General features: G+C 74.0%; 14 protein-coding genes. 9 read left to right on the top strand and 5 right to left on the bottom strand.

Translation table 11 applies throughout. The features are described from left to right. Window positions 1-117 precede the first annotated feature (117 nt). Window positions 118-831, bottom strand: a complete 714-nt coding sequence (locus tag AC3IYI_RS03050) for an ABC transporter ATP-binding protein (RefSeq protein WP_489411862.1) — start codon at window positions 829-831, stop codon at window positions 118-120. Between the two features lie 355 nt (window positions 832-1,186). Between AC3IYI_RS03050 and AC3IYI_RS03055 the strand changes: the two genes are divergently transcribed. From AC3IYI_RS03055 to AC3IYI_RS03065, 3 genes are read left to right on the top strand one after another with little or no spacing between them, the layout of a single operon-like run. Beyond that, complete coding sequence (locus AC3IYI_RS03055; protein WP_489408723.1) at window positions 1,187-4,579, top strand: FtsX-like permease family protein; 3,393 nt, start codon at window positions 1,187-1,189, stop codon at window positions 4,577-4,579. Next, window positions 4,576-7,407 carry a hypothetical protein gene (locus AC3IYI_RS03060; protein ID WP_489408724.1) on the top strand — a complete coding sequence of 944 codons (2,832 nt, stop codon included), beginning with the start codon at window positions 4,576-4,578 and terminating at the stop codon, window positions 7,405-7,407. Before AC3IYI_RS03055 ends, AC3IYI_RS03060 begins: the two co-directional genes overlap by 4 nt. Then, on the top strand, window positions 7,404-8,402 hold the full coding sequence (locus AC3IYI_RS03065) for an ABC transporter ATP-binding protein (protein WP_489408725.1): 999 nt from the start codon (window positions 7,404-7,406) through the stop codon (window positions 8,400-8,402). The genes AC3IYI_RS03060 and AC3IYI_RS03065 overlap by 4 nt, the downstream gene beginning before the upstream one ends. 40 nt (window positions 8,403-8,442) lie before the next feature. Here the strand turns inward: AC3IYI_RS03065 and AC3IYI_RS03070 are convergent, their stop codons facing one another. Beyond that, complete coding sequence (locus tag AC3IYI_RS03070; protein ID WP_489408726.1) at window positions 8,443-9,192, bottom strand: hypothetical protein; 750 nt, start codon at window positions 9,190-9,192, stop codon at window positions 8,443-8,445. 47 nt (window positions 9,193-9,239) lie between these two features. Here AC3IYI_RS03070 and AC3IYI_RS03075 point away from each other — a divergent pair, with 47 nt between their 5' ends. Together AC3IYI_RS03075 and AC3IYI_RS03080 are read left to right on the top strand one after the other, a co-directional pair. Then, window positions 9,240-9,674: a hypothetical protein gene (locus AC3IYI_RS03075; protein ID WP_489408727.1), complete on the top strand. Its 435-nt coding sequence runs from the start codon at window positions 9,240-9,242 to the stop codon at window positions 9,672-9,674. A gap of 154 nt (window positions 9,675-9,828) precedes the next feature. After that, window positions 9,829-11,313: a condensation domain-containing protein gene (locus AC3IYI_RS03080; protein WP_489408728.1), complete on the top strand. Its 1,485-nt coding sequence runs from the start codon at window positions 9,829-9,831 to the stop codon at window positions 11,311-11,313. A 60-nt stretch (window positions 11,314-11,373) separates the two neighbouring features. Here AC3IYI_RS03080 and AC3IYI_RS03085 read toward each other — a convergent pair whose 3' ends face one another. Together AC3IYI_RS03085 and AC3IYI_RS03090 are read right to left on the bottom strand one after the other, a co-directional pair. Then, on the bottom strand, window positions 11,374-12,603 hold the full coding sequence (locus tag AC3IYI_RS03085; protein ID WP_489408729.1) for an RNA polymerase sigma factor: 1,230 nt from the start codon (window positions 12,601-12,603) through the stop codon (window positions 11,374-11,376). A 79-nt stretch (window positions 12,604-12,682) separates the two neighbouring features. Continuing rightward, window positions 12,683-13,042 carry a YciI family protein gene (locus AC3IYI_RS03090; protein WP_389436669.1) on the bottom strand — a complete coding sequence of 120 codons (360 nt, stop codon included), beginning with the start codon at window positions 13,040-13,042 and terminating at the stop codon, window positions 12,683-12,685. A gap of 205 nt (window positions 13,043-13,247) precedes the next feature. On the opposite strand from AC3IYI_RS03090, the gene AC3IYI_RS03095 reads away from it, so the two are divergent. Next, window positions 13,248-13,622 carry a DoxX family protein gene (locus AC3IYI_RS03095; RefSeq protein WP_489408730.1) on the top strand — a complete coding sequence of 125 codons (375 nt, stop codon included), beginning with the start codon at window positions 13,248-13,250 and terminating at the stop codon, window positions 13,620-13,622. Window positions 13,623-13,719: 97 nt separating this feature from the next. On the opposite strand, the gene AC3IYI_RS03100 is transcribed toward AC3IYI_RS03095, so the two are convergent. After that, complete coding sequence (locus AC3IYI_RS03100; RefSeq protein WP_489408731.1) at window positions 13,720-13,989, bottom strand: hypothetical protein; 270 nt, start codon at window positions 13,987-13,989, stop codon at window positions 13,720-13,722. A 101-nt stretch (window positions 13,990-14,090) separates the two neighbouring features. Here AC3IYI_RS03100 and AC3IYI_RS03105 point away from each other — a divergent pair, with 101 nt between their 5' ends. From AC3IYI_RS03105 to AC3IYI_RS03115, 3 genes are all read left to right on the top strand, one after another. Then, window positions 14,091-14,429: a thioredoxin family protein gene (locus AC3IYI_RS03105; protein ID WP_489408732.1), complete on the top strand. Its 339-nt coding sequence runs from the start codon at window positions 14,091-14,093 to the stop codon at window positions 14,427-14,429. Window positions 14,430-14,709: 280 nt separating this feature from the next. Beyond that, complete coding sequence (locus AC3IYI_RS03110; RefSeq protein ID WP_489408733.1) at window positions 14,710-15,027, top strand: three-helix bundle dimerization domain-containing protein; 318 nt, start codon at window positions 14,710-14,712, stop codon at window positions 15,025-15,027. A 31-nt stretch (window positions 15,028-15,058) separates the two neighbouring features. Beyond that, window positions 15,059-16,030, top strand: coding sequence for a polyphosphate kinase 2 family protein (locus AC3IYI_RS03115; protein WP_489408734.1), 972 nt, complete (start codon window positions 15,059-15,061; stop codon window positions 16,028-16,030).

Below are 16,030 nucleotides of genomic sequence, written 5' to 3' on the forward strand. Positions count from 1 at the left end.
CCCCGCGGGGCCTGGGCAGCTATCTCCTGGTGGGTATCGGTCGGCAGGGCCGAGGGCAGCGGCTGCGTGTAGCCGCCTCTTCCAGATCGCCCAGTGGACCTACGGGGTCTGCGGGGCCTACGAGGCCTCAGCCGGCTCCCCGGAAGCCGGGGCATCCTCCGGCGAAGCATCCACGATGCGCCCGTCCCGCAGTTCCACCACCCGGTCCGCCAGTTCCATCAGCGCCGGGTCGTGCGTGGCGACCAGCGCAGTGACCCCCTCGCTGCGCACCACCGCGCGCAGCAGCCGCATGATCTGCCGGCCGGTGTCGGAGTCGAGCTGGCCCGTCGGCTCGTCGGCGATGATCAGATCGGGCTCGTTCGCGAGGGCCCGCGCGACGGCGACCCGCTGCTGCTGGCCGCCGGAGAGTTCGCCGGGACGCTGCTCGGTGTGTTCGGAGAGGCCGACGAGGGCGAGCAGGGTGCGGGCCCGTTCCTCGCGCTGCTTCGCCGGTATCTTGCGCAGCCGCATCGGGACCCCGACGTTCTCGGCGGCGGTCAGGGCGGGGATCAGGCCGAAGGACTGGAACACGAAGCCGATCCGGTCGCGGCGCAGCGCGAGGCGGCCGTCCTCGTCGAGGCCGGCCAGATCGGTGCCGTCGAGGGCGACGCTGCCGCCGGTCGGTGTGTCGAGGCCGCCGACCAGGTTCAGCAGGGTGGTCTTCCCGGAACCGGACCGCCCCTTGAGCGCGGTGAGTTCGCCGCGGCGGACCTCGAAGGACACTCCGCGCAGGGCGTGCACCGCCTGCTGCCCCGTCCCGAAACTGCGCCGCACGTCGTCCACGACCACCATCGGCGGCGCCCCGGCGCCCTGCCGCGGTGCGCTTCCCGACTGCGGTCCCAACTGCTGCGCCGACTCCTGCGCCGACTCCTGCTCCGACCCCTGCCGCGACTGCGGTCCCGACCCCTGCCCCGGTCCCTGTCGCCGTTCCTGATCCTGATGCTGATCCTGATCCTGCGTCATACTGCGGCTCCCCCTCCCAGCGGACGAGCGGATGAAAGCCGAGAACGGCGTTCTTGCGGTCCCGCCCCCACGATTTGTTCATCCGTTGCGCTCCTCACGCAAGTCCCTTCCGCCGCCTGTTCGAATCTGGCAACATTGTCCGGTATCCGGGGTCGCCAGTCCGGTGCGGGGGAGGAACAGGCACATGCTCGGCTTCGTCGTGCGCCGGCTGCGCGGGCGATTGCCGCTCGCAGCCGCCGTGCTGCTGACCGTTTTGATCACCACGACCGTGCTCACCGCGCTCTTCGCCTTCACCCGCGCAGTGGGCGATGCCGGACTGCGCCAGGCCCTCCAGGGGCCCGGTCTCGCGCGCGGCACCGTACTGGTCACCGGTTCCCACCCGACGGCCGACCGCGTCAAGGACGACGAGGCGGTACGGGCCTTCGCGCGCGAGCTGTTCGGCCCCCTCCCGGCCGGTGCCGAGAGCGTGGCGCGCAGCCGTTCGTACGGCCTGCCCGGCCCGCACACCCCCGGCAAGGACGCCGATCTGACCCTGCTGGCGGCCTTCGCGAGGGACCGCGTACGGCTTCTCGCGGGCACCTGGCCGCAGCCCGTCGCGGGACCGGTCTCCGCTCAGGGAGCCCCGGTTCCCGTGGCCGTGCCGAAGGCGGCGCTGGACCGGCTCGGGCTGGCCGAGGGAGCGCTGCCCGCGCAGGTGCGGCTCGCCGACCGGTTCGGCGGCTCCCCGCTGACCGTGCTGGTGACCGGCGTCTACCGGGCGGCCGACCCGGACTCCCCGTACTGGCGGCTCGATCCGCTCGGTGCGCGCGGTCTCCAGGTCGCCGGATTCGCCACCTACGGGCCGCTGCTGGTGGACGACTCCGCCTTCACCGCGGGCGGGCTGGTCCAGGACAGCCGCGCCGTGCTGCTCACCGCCGACTTCTCCGCCGTGGACGCGGCCGGGGCCGAGGCGGTCCGCGGTCGGTCGGCCAAGGCCCTGGCGAAGCTCCGGCCCGATTCCGGGCTGGAGCACGCCACGGAGCTTCCGGCGCTGCTCCGGGAGTTGCGGTCGGGCCTGACCGTCGCCCGCTCCACCCTGCTCGTCGGCGCGCTGCAACTGGCCGTGCTCGCCGGGGCGGCGCTGCTCCTCGTCTCACACCTGCTGACGGCGCGCCAGGAGGGCGAGCGCGCCCTGCTCGCCGCGCGCGGCGCCTCCCGTGGCCGGCTCGGTGTCCTCACCGCGGCCCAGTCGCTGCTGCTCGCGCTGCCCGCCGCCCTACTCGCACCCCTGCTGACCCCGCCACTGCTGCGCCTGCTCGGCGGCTACGGCTCGTTGGCGCACGTCCCGTTCACCGTCACCCGGAGCTGGCTGCTCTGGCCCGTGGCCGCGGGCTGCGCCCTCGGGTGCGTCGTCCTGACCACCCTCCCGGTCGTCCTGCGGGGCGCCGCCGCGGCCGCCCTGCACCGGAGCGGCCGCCGCCAGGCGCTCGTCGCCGGCGCCGCCCGCTCCGGCGCGGACCTGGCGCTGGTGGCCCTGGCCGTACTCGCCTACGAGCAGCTCTCCCGCTACGGCGCGGGCGGATCCGGCGGATCCGGCGGATCCGGCCCGGCCGCGCGCAACGACGGGCTGTTCGGCGTGGACCCGGTCCTGGTCGCCGCCCCGACGCTGGCGCTGTGCGCGGGCACCCTGCTGGTGCTGCGGCTGCTGCCCTTCGCGGCGCGGCTCGGCGCGCGGGTCGCCGCGCGGGGCCGGGGGCTGGGTCCGGCGCTCGTCGGCTGGCAGCTGGCCCGCCGGCCCGGACGGGCCACGGGGCCGGTGCTGCTGCTCGTACTCGCGGTCTCCAGCGGGGTCCTGGCGCTGGGTCAGCACACGGCGTGGTCCGAGTCCCAGCGCGACCAGGCCGATTTCACCACCGCCGGGGGCCTGCTGATATCCCACAGCGACCTGCCCCCGCTCGGCCGGGGCGGGCGGTACGCGGCCCTGCCCGGCGGAGAGCGCGTCCTGCCGGTGCTCCGTACCCGGCAGGACCTGCCGGGCGGGCGCACCGGCCAGCTGATGGCGCTGGACGCGGCGGCCGCCGCCGACCGGCTCGCCCTGCGGGCCGACCTGCGCGACGGACGCGGCATGCGGGAGCTGTTCACCCCACTGGCCGCCGCCTCCCCCGCCGCCGCCGCACCCACACCCGCACCCGCACCCGCCACGGGCATCCCCTTGACCGGCATTCCCCTCCCCGGCCGGCCGCAGCGCATCGACGTCTCGGTCTCCGTGCGCCCCACCGGCGCGGGCGGCCGCCCCGGCCTCGGGCTGCTGCTGCGCGACCGGTTCGGCATCACGTACCGGGCCGCGATGGTGCAGCTCCCGGAGAGCGGCGACGCCACCGTGTCGGTGCACCTCGGTGCGATGCTCGGCGCCCCCATCGGGTCGGCCGCCACCCCGCTCAGCCTGGCCGGGCTCGTGTTCTCGTACGACCGGGAAGGCCCGCTCCCCGGTACCGATCCGGGCGCCGGCCCCGGCCCCGGCCCCGGCAAGCCCGGCGACACGGTCAAGATCTTCGACGAGCTGACCGTCCGCGGCCTCGCCGTCGCGCAGACCCGGGACGGTGCGGCGGCGCCGGTCGCGGTGCCCGCACCCGACTGGAAGCTGTCCGCCCCGCCGCTCAACGACGGGTCACCGGCCGCCGAGCTGCTCGCTGGCGCCGAGCCGTCGCCGGGTGGTGTCCCGGCCCTGGTCAAGCTGCGCTACCGGGACGGTTCCGGCGAACTCGGCGGCGTCCAGGCCGGCCTGACGCCGGGGCCCGCTCCGGCCGCCGAGATTCCGGGGATCGCCACCCGGGCGTACCTGTCCGCCATCGGCGCGGCCGTGGGCGATCTGGTACCGGTCAAGCTCGCTGAGGTCACCCTGCCGGTCCGGGTCACCGCCGCGATCGACTCCCTGCCCGTGGCCGGCGACACCGCGATCGCCGTCGACCTGGCCACCGCGGGCGGGCTGCTCGCGGCGAGCGGCCGGGAGCTTCCGATGCCCGGTGAGTGGTGGCTGCCGGCCGCCTCCGCCGACGACCGGGCCCCGGCCCGCGCCGCCGCGGAACTGCGCTCCGGCGCCGGCTCCCAACAGGTGCGGCTGCGCGAGGAGGTGGCCGCGACCCTGCTGGACGATCCGCTCAGCGCGGGCCCGCAGGGAGCCCTGGCCGCGCTCGCGGTGGCCTGCGCGGTGCTCGCGGCGATCGGTTTCGCCGCCTCCGCCGCGGCCGCCGCCCGTGAGCGGACCCGGGAGTTCTCGGTGCTGACGGCGCTGGGTGCCCGGCGGCGGGACCTGGCCCGGACGGCCACCGCCGAGAGCTGCCTGCTGGTGGGGCTCGCCGCCGTGGTCGGGGTGGGGCTGGGCGTGGTCATCGTCCACCTCGTCGTACCGCTGACCGTGCTCACCCCGGCCGCCGGCCGCCCGGAGCCCGGGGTGTTGGTGGACCTGCCCGCGGTGCGGACCCTGCTGCTCGCCGCCGCCATCGCCGCCGTACCGCTGCTGTCCGCGGTCTTCGGCGGCCGGCGCCATCAGAACCGCTCGAAGCCGGCCGACCGGCTGCGGCACGTGGAGGACATATGACCGGGCCGGACGCGACCAACGCCGACCGGCGCGCCCCGGGCGGGACCGGCCCACAGGCACCGCAGGGGTCCCCCTCCCGGGCTCTGGCGCCGCCCGCGCCCTGGGTACGGACCCGGCTGCGCGCCACCCCGCTGAGCGCCCTGCTCGGTGCGGCCCTGGCCTTCGTCGCCGTCCTGCTCGCAGCGGCCCTGCCGCGTGCCACGGACCGGGGCACCGACCAGGCGCTGCGATCCTTCCTGGAGTCGCGCGGGCCGAGCCAGACCAGCCTGTACGTCAGTGCGCGCCCCCGCCACGGGGAGCGGAGCGCGCAGAACCTGGACGAGGTACTGGCGACCCTGGTCTCCCGTACCGCCCCGGGTTTCGCCGTCGCCCCCGCCGGACCCGTCCACGGGTCCTCCGCGGGTGCCCGGCCGCTGGCCAACCCCGGTCTGACCGCACCCGACGGGGTCCCGCCCCGGCTGGGCCTGCACCACCTTCGCACGGCCCGGGAGCACGTCCGCCTGGTGGAGGGACACTGGCCGGGCGCGCCCGCCCCCGCGCCAGGCAGTCCCGCGGCCGGCAGTCCCGCACCAGGCAGTCCCGTGCCCGTCGCGCTGTCGCAGAGCGCGGCGAAGACCCTCGGCATCCGGGTCGGCATGGTGCTGGAGACCACGACCGGCCAGGCCATGACCACGACGAAGGCCGAGGTCGTCGGTCTGTACGCCGCGAACGACGACGCCGAGGACTACTGGACCGACTTCAGCTGCCTCCTGCGTGCCTGCCTCTCCGTGACCACGAAAGGTCTTCCGGAGACGTTCTGGGTCACCGACGCCCTCGTCGGCGCGGAGGCACTCGACCGGCTCCCCGAATGGGGCGAGACGCACAGTACGGACTTCTGGCGGATCCCGGTGGACACCGGGATGCTGCGCACCGACCGACTCACCGCCACGGCCAAGGCCGTGGCCTCCTACGTGACCGGCCCGACCGCCGCACGCCTGGCCCAGGAGACCCACCGGCAGGACCTGCGGATCGCCTCTCACCTCCCCGAGCAGTTCACCCTTGCCGAGGCCCGGCGCCAGGCCGCGGCACCGCTCGCCGCGATGGGCCCGGCCGGGGTGGCCGGAGTGGCGTTCGTGGTGTTCTGCCTGGCGGCCGGGCTCGCCGGGGACCGGCGGGAGTCCGAACTGCGGCTCCTGCTGGCCCGCGGCGGTTCCCGCGCGGGCATCGTGCGCCGGCTGCTCGCGGAGAACGCCGTCACCGTCCTGCCCGCCGCCGCGCTCGCGACGGCGCTCGCCGTGGTCCTGCTGCCGACCCCCCGCTCCGCGGGCACCGTGCTGGCCGCTTCGGCCGCCACGCTCCTGGCGCTGCTGGCCGTCCCGGTACGCGTCTTCGTGCTGCTGTCGCCGAAGCGCCGGCCGGGGCCCCGGCGGCGGCTGGTCACCGAGCTGCTCGCCCTGGCGGCCACCGCAGCCGCCGTGTTCGAGGTCCGCTCGCGCGGGGTCGCCCCGGCCGGCGCCGGGGTGGATCCGCTGCTGATCGCCGCCCCGCTGCTGCTCGCGCTCTGCGGCGGCCTGCTGCTGGCCCGGGTCCAGCCCGCCCTGGTCGGGGCTCTGGCCCGGGCGGCCGGGCGGGGCCCGGGGCTGATCGGCTTCCTCGGGCTGGCGCGCGCCGCGCGGGGCACCGGGGGCCGGGCCCGTCCGTCCGTACTGCCGCTGATCGCGATGCTGCTGGCCGTCACCACCGGGGGCTTCGGCGCCACGGTACTGACCGCGATGGCCGACGCCCGCTTCACAGCGGCCCGCGCGGCCGTCGGCGGGGACGCGCGGCTCTCGGCGCCCCGCGGCACCCTCCCGGACGCCCTGACGTCGGCGGCGGCCGCGCTGCCCGGCGTACGGTCCTCCGTGAAGGTGTGGACCGACGACCATGTGGTCCTCTACGGCACCAAAGCGGGCAGCTCCCAGATCTCCGTGGTCGTCGCGGACCCGGTGGAGTACGCGAAACTGTCGGCGGCGGCCGGGAGCGGCCGGTTCGATCCGGCGCTCCTGGCGACCGGCGCCGCCGGCACCTCGGGCGCGACGGTGCCCGCGCTGATCAGCCGGGACCTCGCCGACGACGACACCTCCGACTACCGGCTGTTGCTCGCAAACGGCGGGGAGCTGAAAATCACGACGGTCGGAGTGGTCGACGGCACCCCCGCCCGGCCCGGCGCCAAGTACGCCACCGTGGTGCTGCCCGCCGCCCAAGTGCTGGCCGCCGTACCGCAGATGGGTCTGCCCAACGACTGGTTCGCGCTCGGCACGGTCGACCGGCACCGGCTGGAGCAGGCGGTCCGCACCGCGGACCCGGCGGCCGGCGAGGAGCACTACCGCGTCCGCACCAGCCGTGCCGTGGCCGCCGAACTGGGCTCCGACCCGCTCCAGCGCTCCGCCGAGCGGCTCTTCTGGGCCTCGCTGGCCGCAGCCGCGGGCTTCGCGCTGCTGGCGGTCCTGCTGACCCTGGTCCGGGCCGCCCCCGACCGGGCCGCACTGCTGGCGCGGCTGCGCACCATGGGGCTGCGCCCCCGGCAGGGGGTCCTGCTGATCCTGGCGGAGTCGGTACCCCTGGCCCTGGCCGCCGCGCTCGGCGGCGCACTGCTCGCGGCGGGCGCCGTGGCGCTGCTGGGCCCGGCCGTGGACCTGTCCACGCTGGTCGGCACGCCGGTGCCGGCCGGTCTGCCGGTCCTCCTCAGGCCCGTACTGACCCAGGTACTGGGCCTGGCCGTCCTCGTCGCGGGGGCCGTGCTCGCGGAGGCGGCGATCTCCGGCAGACGACAGATCACGACCGAGTTGAGAGCGGGAGACCAGCGGTGAACAGCGATCAGCCCACCTACGAGGAGCTGCGGCGGCAGGCTCTGGCCGCCGCCGAGCCCCGCCGGCACGGCGCGGACACGGCCATCGCCTGCGACCGCCTGGTGCGGATCTTCAGCACGGACGGGGTCGAGGTCCAGGCCCTGCAGGGGCTGGAACTGACCGTGGCCCAGGGCGATCTGATGGCCCTGGTCGGCGCGTCCGGCAGCGGAAAGTCCACGCTCCTGAACATTCTCGCGGGACTGGACGTGCCCACGGCCGGCACCGCCAGCGTCGGCGGCTACGACCTGCTGGAGATGTCGGCGCGCGACCGGCTGCGCTACCGGCGCGAGGCGGTCGGTTTCGTCTGGCAGCAGACGGCCCGCAACCTGTTGCCCTTCCTGACGGCGGCGCAGAACATCGCCCTGCCCATGCAGTTGAAGGGCGGCCGGCGCGCTGCCGCCAAGCGCCACGCGGTCCGGACCGGTGAGCTCCTCGAAGCGCTGGAGATCGGCGATCTGGCGGACCGCCGCCCCGCCGAGCTCTCCGGCGGCCAGCAGCAGCGCGTGGCCATCGCGGTGGCGATGGCCAACGATCCGGCGGTGCTGCTCGCCGACGAGCCGACCGGTGAGCTGGACTCCGAGACGGGCGGGGCGATCTTCGAGGCCTTCCGCACCGTCAACCGGGAACTGGGCGCGACCGTGGTCATCGTGACCCACGACCCGCTCGTCGCGGGCGAGGTCCGGCGCACGGTGGCGATGCGCGACGGCCGCACCAGCAGCGAGGTGCTGCGCCGTACGGTCACCGACGAGCACGGCGCCGAGTCGGTGAGCGAGCGCGAGTACGTGATGCTCGACCGCACGGGGCGCGTACAGCTCCCGCAGAAGTTCCTGGAGGCCCTGGGCATGGAACACCGGGTGGCGGTGGACCTGGCGGCGGACCACATCGAGCTGCGCCCGGACGACGCGACCGCCACGACGGCGGACGGCGGCGGCGTGCAGAAGTCCGCCGCGGGCTGAGACACCCGGGGATCCCGGTTCGGTCTCCCCGGGGCCCCGTTCAGCCCGTGCGTCGCTTCCGGGCCGCCTCGTCCGCGTCCTCGCGGATGTAGCGGAACATCCGGATCAGGGGCTCTCCGGGGAAGACCTCGCGGACGGGTTCGCAGTCCTGGAGCCGGAAAGGCATTGGGTCGACCGGAGTCAGGCTGATGATCAAGGGCTGGATCCCGGCCTGGTGGTAGGCCTCCAGTTTGTGGTGGCCGTCCAGGAGGTAGGCGGCGATGGAGTCCTCGGCGGGGCTCAGGGCCACCAGCGCGGGCCGGGCTCCTGCCCGGATCCGCCGCACGTACTCGCGTACGGCGTCCCTGTCGGGCGGCGGCCAGCGGTCGGTGGTGAGGAGGGTGAGCTCCTCTTCCGGATACCAGCTCTCGATGTGCCCGGAGCGCGGGTGGACCAGGCGCAGCAGGTGTGGGGCCGGGGCGGCGGTCATCGTGTAACGGCCCGGGGTGAGGAGGCGGAGCAGGGGCCGCAGCAGCTCCGGGTCGGGCGGCAGGAAGCTCCCGGTGAGCGGATCGACGGCGAGCTCCGGGGCGGCCAGCCATGCGGTGAGCGCCTTGGCCTCCGCCGTGGTGGGAGCGTCCGTGCCGGTGGCGCGCGAGGCCAGCCAGCCGATGCTGCCGCAGCAGTCGTTACCCTCCAGGAGGACGGGCCGGCCCCCGAGGAGAAGCAGGCTGGCGCCGTCGTCCCCGGTGACTTCTATGAGACCGAGGCCGTCGGGGACCTCGCAGACGACGACGGGATCGGTGGACATGGGCCGAGTCTGCCAGAGTGCGGGCCGGGAGAGAGAAGGGTTTTGAGATGGCGGTCGAGCCGTGGGTGACCTGTCTGGTCAACGGCATTCTGTACAACGCGATGTTCCACAGCGACGGTTCGGCGCTCGACGACGATCTGGTCCGGCACTACGCCGTCGCTCTGCGGTTGAGCCCCATCAGCGACGAACCGCTGCGCCGGCAGGCGGCGGGCCTGCGCGCGGCCGTCGCCTCCGACGAGGTGCTCGCCTCGACGTTCGAGCCGTATCCGGGATGGCGCCCGTACGACGAGGCCGAGTTCCGCGCGTTCCTGACCCGCCTCGCGGACGCCGTAGACGAGAGCATCGGCCCGGACGACCCCGGGCTCCCCGATGCGCCCGCTTTCCCCGGTGCGCCCGGTCTCCCCAGTGCGCCCGGTCTCCCCGATGCGCAGGAGGCCCCGCGCCCGAGGGGGTTGCGCGCCCTCCTGCGCCGCCTGCGGTGAACCCGGCTGGCACCGGCCGGCCGAACCGGGCGCCGGGCACGTGCCCCCGGTCCGCGCGGCGCGCCTCCCGGTGAACCTCCTGGCGCGCGTCACTTCCGTGGCCCGGGTGTCGTTAGGCGCTCGGGGTTGACTCGGGGGTCGAAGGGATGACGGAATGCGGCAGTTTCCTCTGGAGATGCACCACATGGCACCCGGCCGGGTCGTCGAGTGGCGGTTGCGGTCCACGGCCGGGGTGCAGTCCCCCGGCCCGGACGGCGCGGCGGACAGGAGGGCCTCCTTCAACCAGGACAAGCACTTCACCGTCGCCGAGGAGAGCCGCGCGGCCGACGATCCGACCGCGTCGTGGATCGCCGTCACCTTCGAGGTCGCGGGCCCGCTCGACGAGGAGGCCCTGACCGGCTCCCTGCTGGCGTTCGTACGCCGCCACGAAGTACTGCGCTGCGAATTCCGGCGCCTGGCAGGAGAGTTGGCCTGCGCTCCGATCCCCGCCGCCGAACTGACCCTGGACGCCGTCCAGGTCGCCGGCTTCGACCGCACCGAGGAACTGACCGGCTTCCTGGTGGAGCGGTTCAAGCGGAGCATCGACACGCTGTCCTGGCCGCTGTTCACGATGGGCGCCGTACTGCGCGAGGATTCGGCGACCGTCTACCTGGCCTTCGACCACATCGTCTGCGACGGCATGTCGATGCCGATCGTGGTCCAGGAGGTCGAGAGCGGCTACGAGGCCCTGTGCCGCGGTGAGTTGCCCGACCCGGCGCCCGCGCCGAGCTATCTCGACTTCGCCGAGGAGCAGCGCTCCCGCTACCTCTCCATCGAGGCGGACGACGAACGGCTCGGCTACTGGAAGGAGTTCATGGCGAGCGGCGGTGGCGAGTTCTTCCCGCGCTTCCCCCTCGAACTGGGTGTCGAACCGGGCCGGATGTACTCGATCGTGAACGAGGCCTCCCCGCTGCTGGACGACGCCGAGGCGGAGGTCTTCGAGAAGGCCTGCCTGGCGGTGGACGGCAAGCCGTTCATGGGCGTACTCGCCGCCGTCGCGGTCTGCCTGCGCGAGGCGGGCGGGCCGGGGGTCTACCGGGGGTTCATGCCGGTGAGCGAGCGCGGCCGGGCGGGGTGGGGCAACTCGGTGGGCTGGTTCGTGAACACCATGCCCATCGAGTTCGACGCCTCGCCGGGCCGGGACTTCGAGCAGGTCATGTCCTCGGTACGGGCCGGCTTCAACGAGATGATCGGCCATATCGACGTACCGTTCGTCCGGGCCTGGGAGCTGCTCGCGCCCCGCGAGTTCGCCGCCCGCTCCTGGCCGTACCCGGTGAACTTCTTCTCGTACATCGACATGCGCAAGTGCCCGGGCGCCGAGCGGCACGAGGACTGGCGGCCCACCTCCCACGTGTGGTCGGCCCAGGCGAACGGCGCCTGCTCCTGGTTCCAGCGGGACGCGGACGGGCTGCACATGAACTCGATCTACTCGGACACCCCCGCCGCCCGCCGCACCATGGGCGGCTTCCTGGAGGCCCTGCGCGAGACGGTCCGGGAGATCGCCCGCCACGGCTCGCTCCGCCGCCCCATCGCGCTGACCCCGCCGCGCAGGCCCGAGCCGACCCCGCTCGACGTGGCGGCGTTCGCCCGCCGCGGCTGATCCGGGTCGCGTCTGATCCGGCTCGCGTCTGACCCGGGTCGCGGCTGACGGCGGCGGGTCTCAGAGGCGGGCCGCGCGGGCGCGCAGCAGGGCCTGTTCCCGGGCGTTGCGCGTGAGCGAGGCGGCGCGTTCGAACTCCGCCCGGGCCTCCGCCGGGCGGCCGAGCCGCTCCAGCAGGTCGCCCCGTACGCTCGGCAGCAAATGGTAGGAGCGCAGGGCCGGTTCCGCCGTCAGGGCGTCGACCAGGGGGAGCGCCGCCGCCGGGCCCTCGGCCATCGAGACGGCGACGGCCCGGTTGAGCTCGATCACCGGTGACGGGATCAGCAGGACGAGCCGTCCGTAGAGGGCGGCGATCGTGGGCCAGTCGGTGTCCTCGTAGCGGACGGCGTCGGCGTGACAGCCGGCGATGGCGGCCTGGAGCGAGTAGGGTCCGACGCCCGCCCGGTGCAGGGCTTCGACGCCGCGACGGATCAGCAGGCGGTTCCACTTGGACCGGTTCTGGTCGGCCAGGAGCACCGGCTCCCCGTCCGGTCCGGTGCGAGTGGCGATCCGCGAGGCCTGGAACTCCAGCAGCGCCGCCAGGCCGTGCACTTCGGGTTCCTTGGGCATCAGGCCGGCCAGGACCCGGGCGAGGCGCAGGGCGTCCTCGCACAGGGCGGGGCGGACGAGGTCGTCGCCGGCCGTGGCCGAGTAGCCCTCGTTGAAGACGAGGTAGATGACCTCCAGGACGGAGGCGAGGCGCTCTTCGCGGTCGGCTCCGTACGGGACCTCGAAGGGCACTGCCGCCTTCGCGAGCGCCCGCTTCGCCCGGACGATCCGCTGGGCGACCGTCGGTTCGGGGCAGAGGAAGGCGCGGGCGATCTCCTGGGTCGTCAGGCCGCCCATCAGCCGCAGGGTCAGGGCGATCCGGGCATCGGTGGCGAGTACGGGGTGGCAGGCGGTGAAGATCAGCCGCAGCAGGTCGTCGTCGATGGACTCGGGGTCCGCGAGCGCGCCCTCCTCCTCGGGCGGCGGGACGTCCTCCAGGGCGCGGCCCACCTCGGCGAGCTTGCGCGCGTAGGTCTCCTTGCGGCGGACGAGGTCGATGGCCCGGTGTTTGGCGGTGGCCATCAGCCAGGCCCCCGGCTTGTCGGGCACCCCGGAGGCCGGCCACTGCTCCAGCGCCGCGACGAGCGCGTCCTGGGTGATCTCCTCGGCGATGCCGAGGTCGCGCACGATCCGGGCGACGCCCGCGATGATCCGCGCGGACTCGATCCTGAACACCGCTTCGACCGCTCGGGTCGTACTCACTGCCGTCACGGCTACCCATCAGAGCAGCCGTGACGAGGCAGGGCAAACGGCGCGGGATGGCGCGGCGCGGCGCCGGCCGTCAGCTTCCGTCGAGCTGACGGAGCTCGGCGCCGACCGTCCAGTTCTCGGGGTGGATCTCCAGGAAGCGCTTGGTCCACTCCAGCGCCTCGTCCTTGTCCTTGCACTGCATGAGGGCGTACCCGCCGACGACCTCCTTGGTCTCGGTGAAGGGCCCGTCGGTGTAGCTGAGCTTCCCACCGGACCAGGTGACCCGGGTGCCTTCGGAGGTGGGGAGCAGGCCGGCGGTGTCGAGCATGACCCCGGCCTTGGTGATCTCCTCCATGAGCGCGCCCATGCGGTCGTTGAAGTCGGCCGGGAAGGGGGTGTCGGGGGTGAGGCTCTGCTCGTCGATGCGGATGAGCGAAAGGAAGCGCGGCATGGTGACTCCTCGGTGGTGGAGGACGGGGGTGTTCCCCGCCTCTCACCCCTGCGTCGAACGGGAGACGCCGGGATCGACAGCTTCCCGGAAAAATCTTCGGAGATTTTCGGGGCGCGCTCGGCGGCACGGATTCCGGGCGCCGGCCCCCGCCGGGCTACCGGCGAGTAGGATCGCCGGGCCCCAGGCCCCTCCGAGAGGATCCCCGATGCCGCGCACACCTTCCTCCCCGCTCCTGCTCGCCGGCCTGCTGGCGGGCGCGGCAGTGGCGCACGCGGTCGCCCCCAAGCAGTTCGACGCGACCGTGCCGCGCTCACTGCCCGGCAGCCCGCGCCAGTGGACGTACGCGAGCGGCGTGGTGGAGCTCGCGCTCGCGGCCGGGGTGGCCCACCCGCGCACCCGACGGGTCGCGGCGCTGGCGACGGCGGCGTTCTTCGTCGGCGTGTTCCCCGCCAACGTCAAGATGGCCGCCGACGCCCGCCACCGCTCCCCCGCCCTGCGGACCGTGGCGCTGGCCCGGCTTCCCCTCCAGGTCCCGCTGGTGCTCTGGGCCCGCAAGGTCGGCCGGAACGCGGCGGGCTGAGGCCACCCGGACAGGCCCGGACACGGCTGCCCGACGGCCCGGCACCCGATGGCCCGGCACACCGACGGGGCTGCCCCGGTACCCCTCCGCCCCGGCGTCAGCGGCTGTCGCCGGTCCAGTCCCAGTGACCGGGATCGGCGGCGCGGCGGCGGTAGTGAGCCCGGCCGCCGGGCCCGTACCGCCCTATCTCCGTGGGGAGCCGGGCCTCTTCGGCGAGCTGCGCGCCGCTCCAGCCCGTGATGTCGAGCAGCAGTCCGTCGAGGGGACCGCCCACGAGCTCTCCGTAGGCGTGCCCCGGGAGCGGACCCGGGTCGGGGTCGTCGTGGTCGGCGCCGTAGACCCGGCGCCGGAGCATCCTGTCGTCCATACCGGTCAGCTTCACAGACGGCACTGACAACGCCCCGGTGGGCCGAGCGGCGATGATGGGAGCCGTTCGGATCGCACGGCACACGAAGCGGAGCACCATCCATGGCACGTCGGGTACACCAGCCACTGGAGGACCAGGAGTTCGACTTCATCGTCGGCATGACGGACGGGCCGGTGCTCGCCTACTTCTGCGGGAGCTGGCCCAAGGCCCTGGGGCCCTGCCGCGCGATGGACGCGGTCGTCGCCGATCTGGCGCAGGAGTACGGGACCCGGCTGACGGCGGTGCGCGTGGACATCACCCGCTGTCCTGCGCAGACCAAGCGGTACGAGGTGACGGTGGCCCCGACGGCCGTCCTCATCGCCGGCGGCGAACCGGTGGCCACCCGGACCGGCACGATGACGGCCGAGGAGTTCCGGGTGTTCCTCGACGCCCACCTCTGAGCACGCCTCCACGGGCGGTCGGCGTTTCCCACGTATGGCCAGGCGGGGCCGGCTTTGCCAGGGCCCATGCCGACCCATGCGGCCTTGGCGGCGGTTGGTCGGGTGGATCGGTTGTGGTGGCTTACGCGCTTCGGGCTCGAACGCCGCCACACTCACGGCAGGGCGCCCCGCAGCCGTGCACCCAGTGGGCGATCTTGTCCCGTTTGGCAGAGAATCGCCATGACGTACACCCTCACCCGATGTCGGCATGCGCGGATCGGCGATCCGAAGGTCGTGGGATATGGCACCTACAACGCTCCAGGGCGCGGAACGGACCGGGTCCCCGCCCGCCCGGGAGGATCCCGGGGCGCGGACGACGGAAGAGCGGTCACCCACCCCGGAGGAGCTCGTGTCCGTCCGGATGACCGCGGCCCGGCTGAAGGTGGCCTACCCGTCGGTCGACGCGGACACCGTGGAGGCGACGGTCGAGGCCGCGTACGACGCGTTCCGGCAGGCCAGGGTCAGGAAGTACGTCCCGATCCTGGCGGAACGCCGGTCCCGGAAGGCGCTCGCCGCCGCCACCGGAAGCACCCCGGACACAGCGGGGGACGGGCCGTGACCGCCGGGGGCCGGGGAAGGGACGAGCGCTGATGTCCGACCGCAGAGCCGAACGCATCGCGGACTTCATCGAGCCGCTACGAGTGCGACCAGGGTCGAAGGTGCGTCTGGGACGGGACTTCGATCCCCGCTACAAGGCCGGCATGAAGAAGCGGGACGGGACCGAACTGCTGCGGACCGGGGTGTCGCTGCTCGCCGAGTACCAGGAGCGGCTGGCGGCCCAGGACACGTACGGCGTGGTGCTCTGCCTCCAGGCGCTCGACGCCGGGGGCAAGGACGGGACGATCCGGCACGTGATGAGCGGCGTCAACCCCCAGGGCGTTCGGGTCAGCAGCTTCAAGGTGCCGTCCTCCGAGGAGCTCGACCACGACTACCTGTGGCGTTACGGCCGGCGACTGCCCCAGCGCGGCGAGATCGCCATCTTCAACCGCTCGCACTACGAGGAGGTCCTCGTCGTACGGGTCCACCCCGAAGTCCTCCTGCGGCAGAAGCTGCCGCAGGACGTGCTCGGGCCGGGCATCTGGGACCGGCGCTACCGGGAGATCAACCGCTGGGAGCATTACCTCACGGACAACGGGTTCAAGGTGGTCAAGATCTTCCTGAACCTGTCCAAGGAGGAGCAGCGCACCCGCTTCCTGAAACGGATCGACCTGCCGGAGAAGAACTGGAAGTTCTCCGCCGCCGACGTCCGGGAGCGGCGCCGGTGGGACGACTACCAGGAGGCGTTCTCCGAGATGCTGTCGGCCACGAGCACGAAGTGGGCGCCGTGGTACGTCGTGCCGGCGGACCGGAAGTGGTTCGCACGGATCTGCGCCGCGGCGGTCCTCGCGCACACCCTGATGGACATCGATCCGCAGTACCCCGATGTGGGCGAGGAGGCCCGCAAGGATCTCCTGGTCACGAAGCGGAGCCTGGAGCGGGAGGCTCCGGCCGGAGCCGAGGCCGATCCGTACACCGCCCGGCACGGCAAGCCGAGCAGCAAGCCGAAGAAGAAGCGTGGCTAG

Source organism: Streptomyces sp. GL_148, from assembly GCF_057834205.1.

Bases quoted from the DNA above. Each gene is read 5' to 3' on its own strand.
- AC3IYI_RS03060 (WP_489408724.1), top strand. From the start codon at position 4,576: ATGACCGGGCCGGACGCGACCAACGCCGACCGGCGCGCCCCGGGCGGG.
- AC3IYI_RS03110 (WP_489408733.1), top strand. From the start codon at position 14,710: ATGGCACCTACAACGCTCCAGGGCGCGGAACGGACCGGGTCCCCGCCC.
- AC3IYI_RS03050 (WP_489411862.1), bottom strand. From the start codon at position 831: ATGGTGGTCGTGGACGACGTGCGGCGCAGTTTCGGGACGGGGCAGCAG.
- AC3IYI_RS03055 (WP_489408723.1), top strand. From the start codon at position 1,187: ATGCTCGGCTTCGTCGTGCGCCGGCTGCGCGGGCGATTGCCGCTCGCA.
- AC3IYI_RS03075 (WP_489408727.1), top strand. From the start codon at position 9,240: ATGGCGGTCGAGCCGTGGGTGACCTGTCTGGTCAACGGCATTCTGTAC.
- AC3IYI_RS03080 (WP_489408728.1), top strand. From the start codon at position 9,829: ATGCGGCAGTTTCCTCTGGAGATGCACCACATGGCACCCGGCCGGGTC.
- AC3IYI_RS03115 (WP_489408734.1), top strand. From the start codon at position 15,059: ATGTCCGACCGCAGAGCCGAACGCATCGCGGACTTCATCGAGCCGCTA.
- AC3IYI_RS03100 (WP_489408731.1), bottom strand. From the start codon at position 13,989: ATGGACGACAGGATGCTCCGGCGCCGGGTCTACGGCGCCGACCACGAC.
- AC3IYI_RS03095 (WP_489408730.1), top strand. From the start codon at position 13,248: ATGCCGCGCACACCTTCCTCCCCGCTCCTGCTCGCCGGCCTGCTGGCG.
- AC3IYI_RS03090 (WP_389436669.1), bottom strand. From the start codon at position 13,042: ATGCCGCGCTTCCTTTCGCTCATCCGCATCGACGAGCAGAGCCTCACC.
- AC3IYI_RS03070 (WP_489408726.1), bottom strand. From the start codon at position 9,192: ATGTCCACCGATCCCGTCGTCGTCTGCGAGGTCCCCGACGGCCTCGGT.
- AC3IYI_RS03105 (WP_489408732.1), top strand. From the start codon at position 14,091: ATGGCACGTCGGGTACACCAGCCACTGGAGGACCAGGAGTTCGACTTC.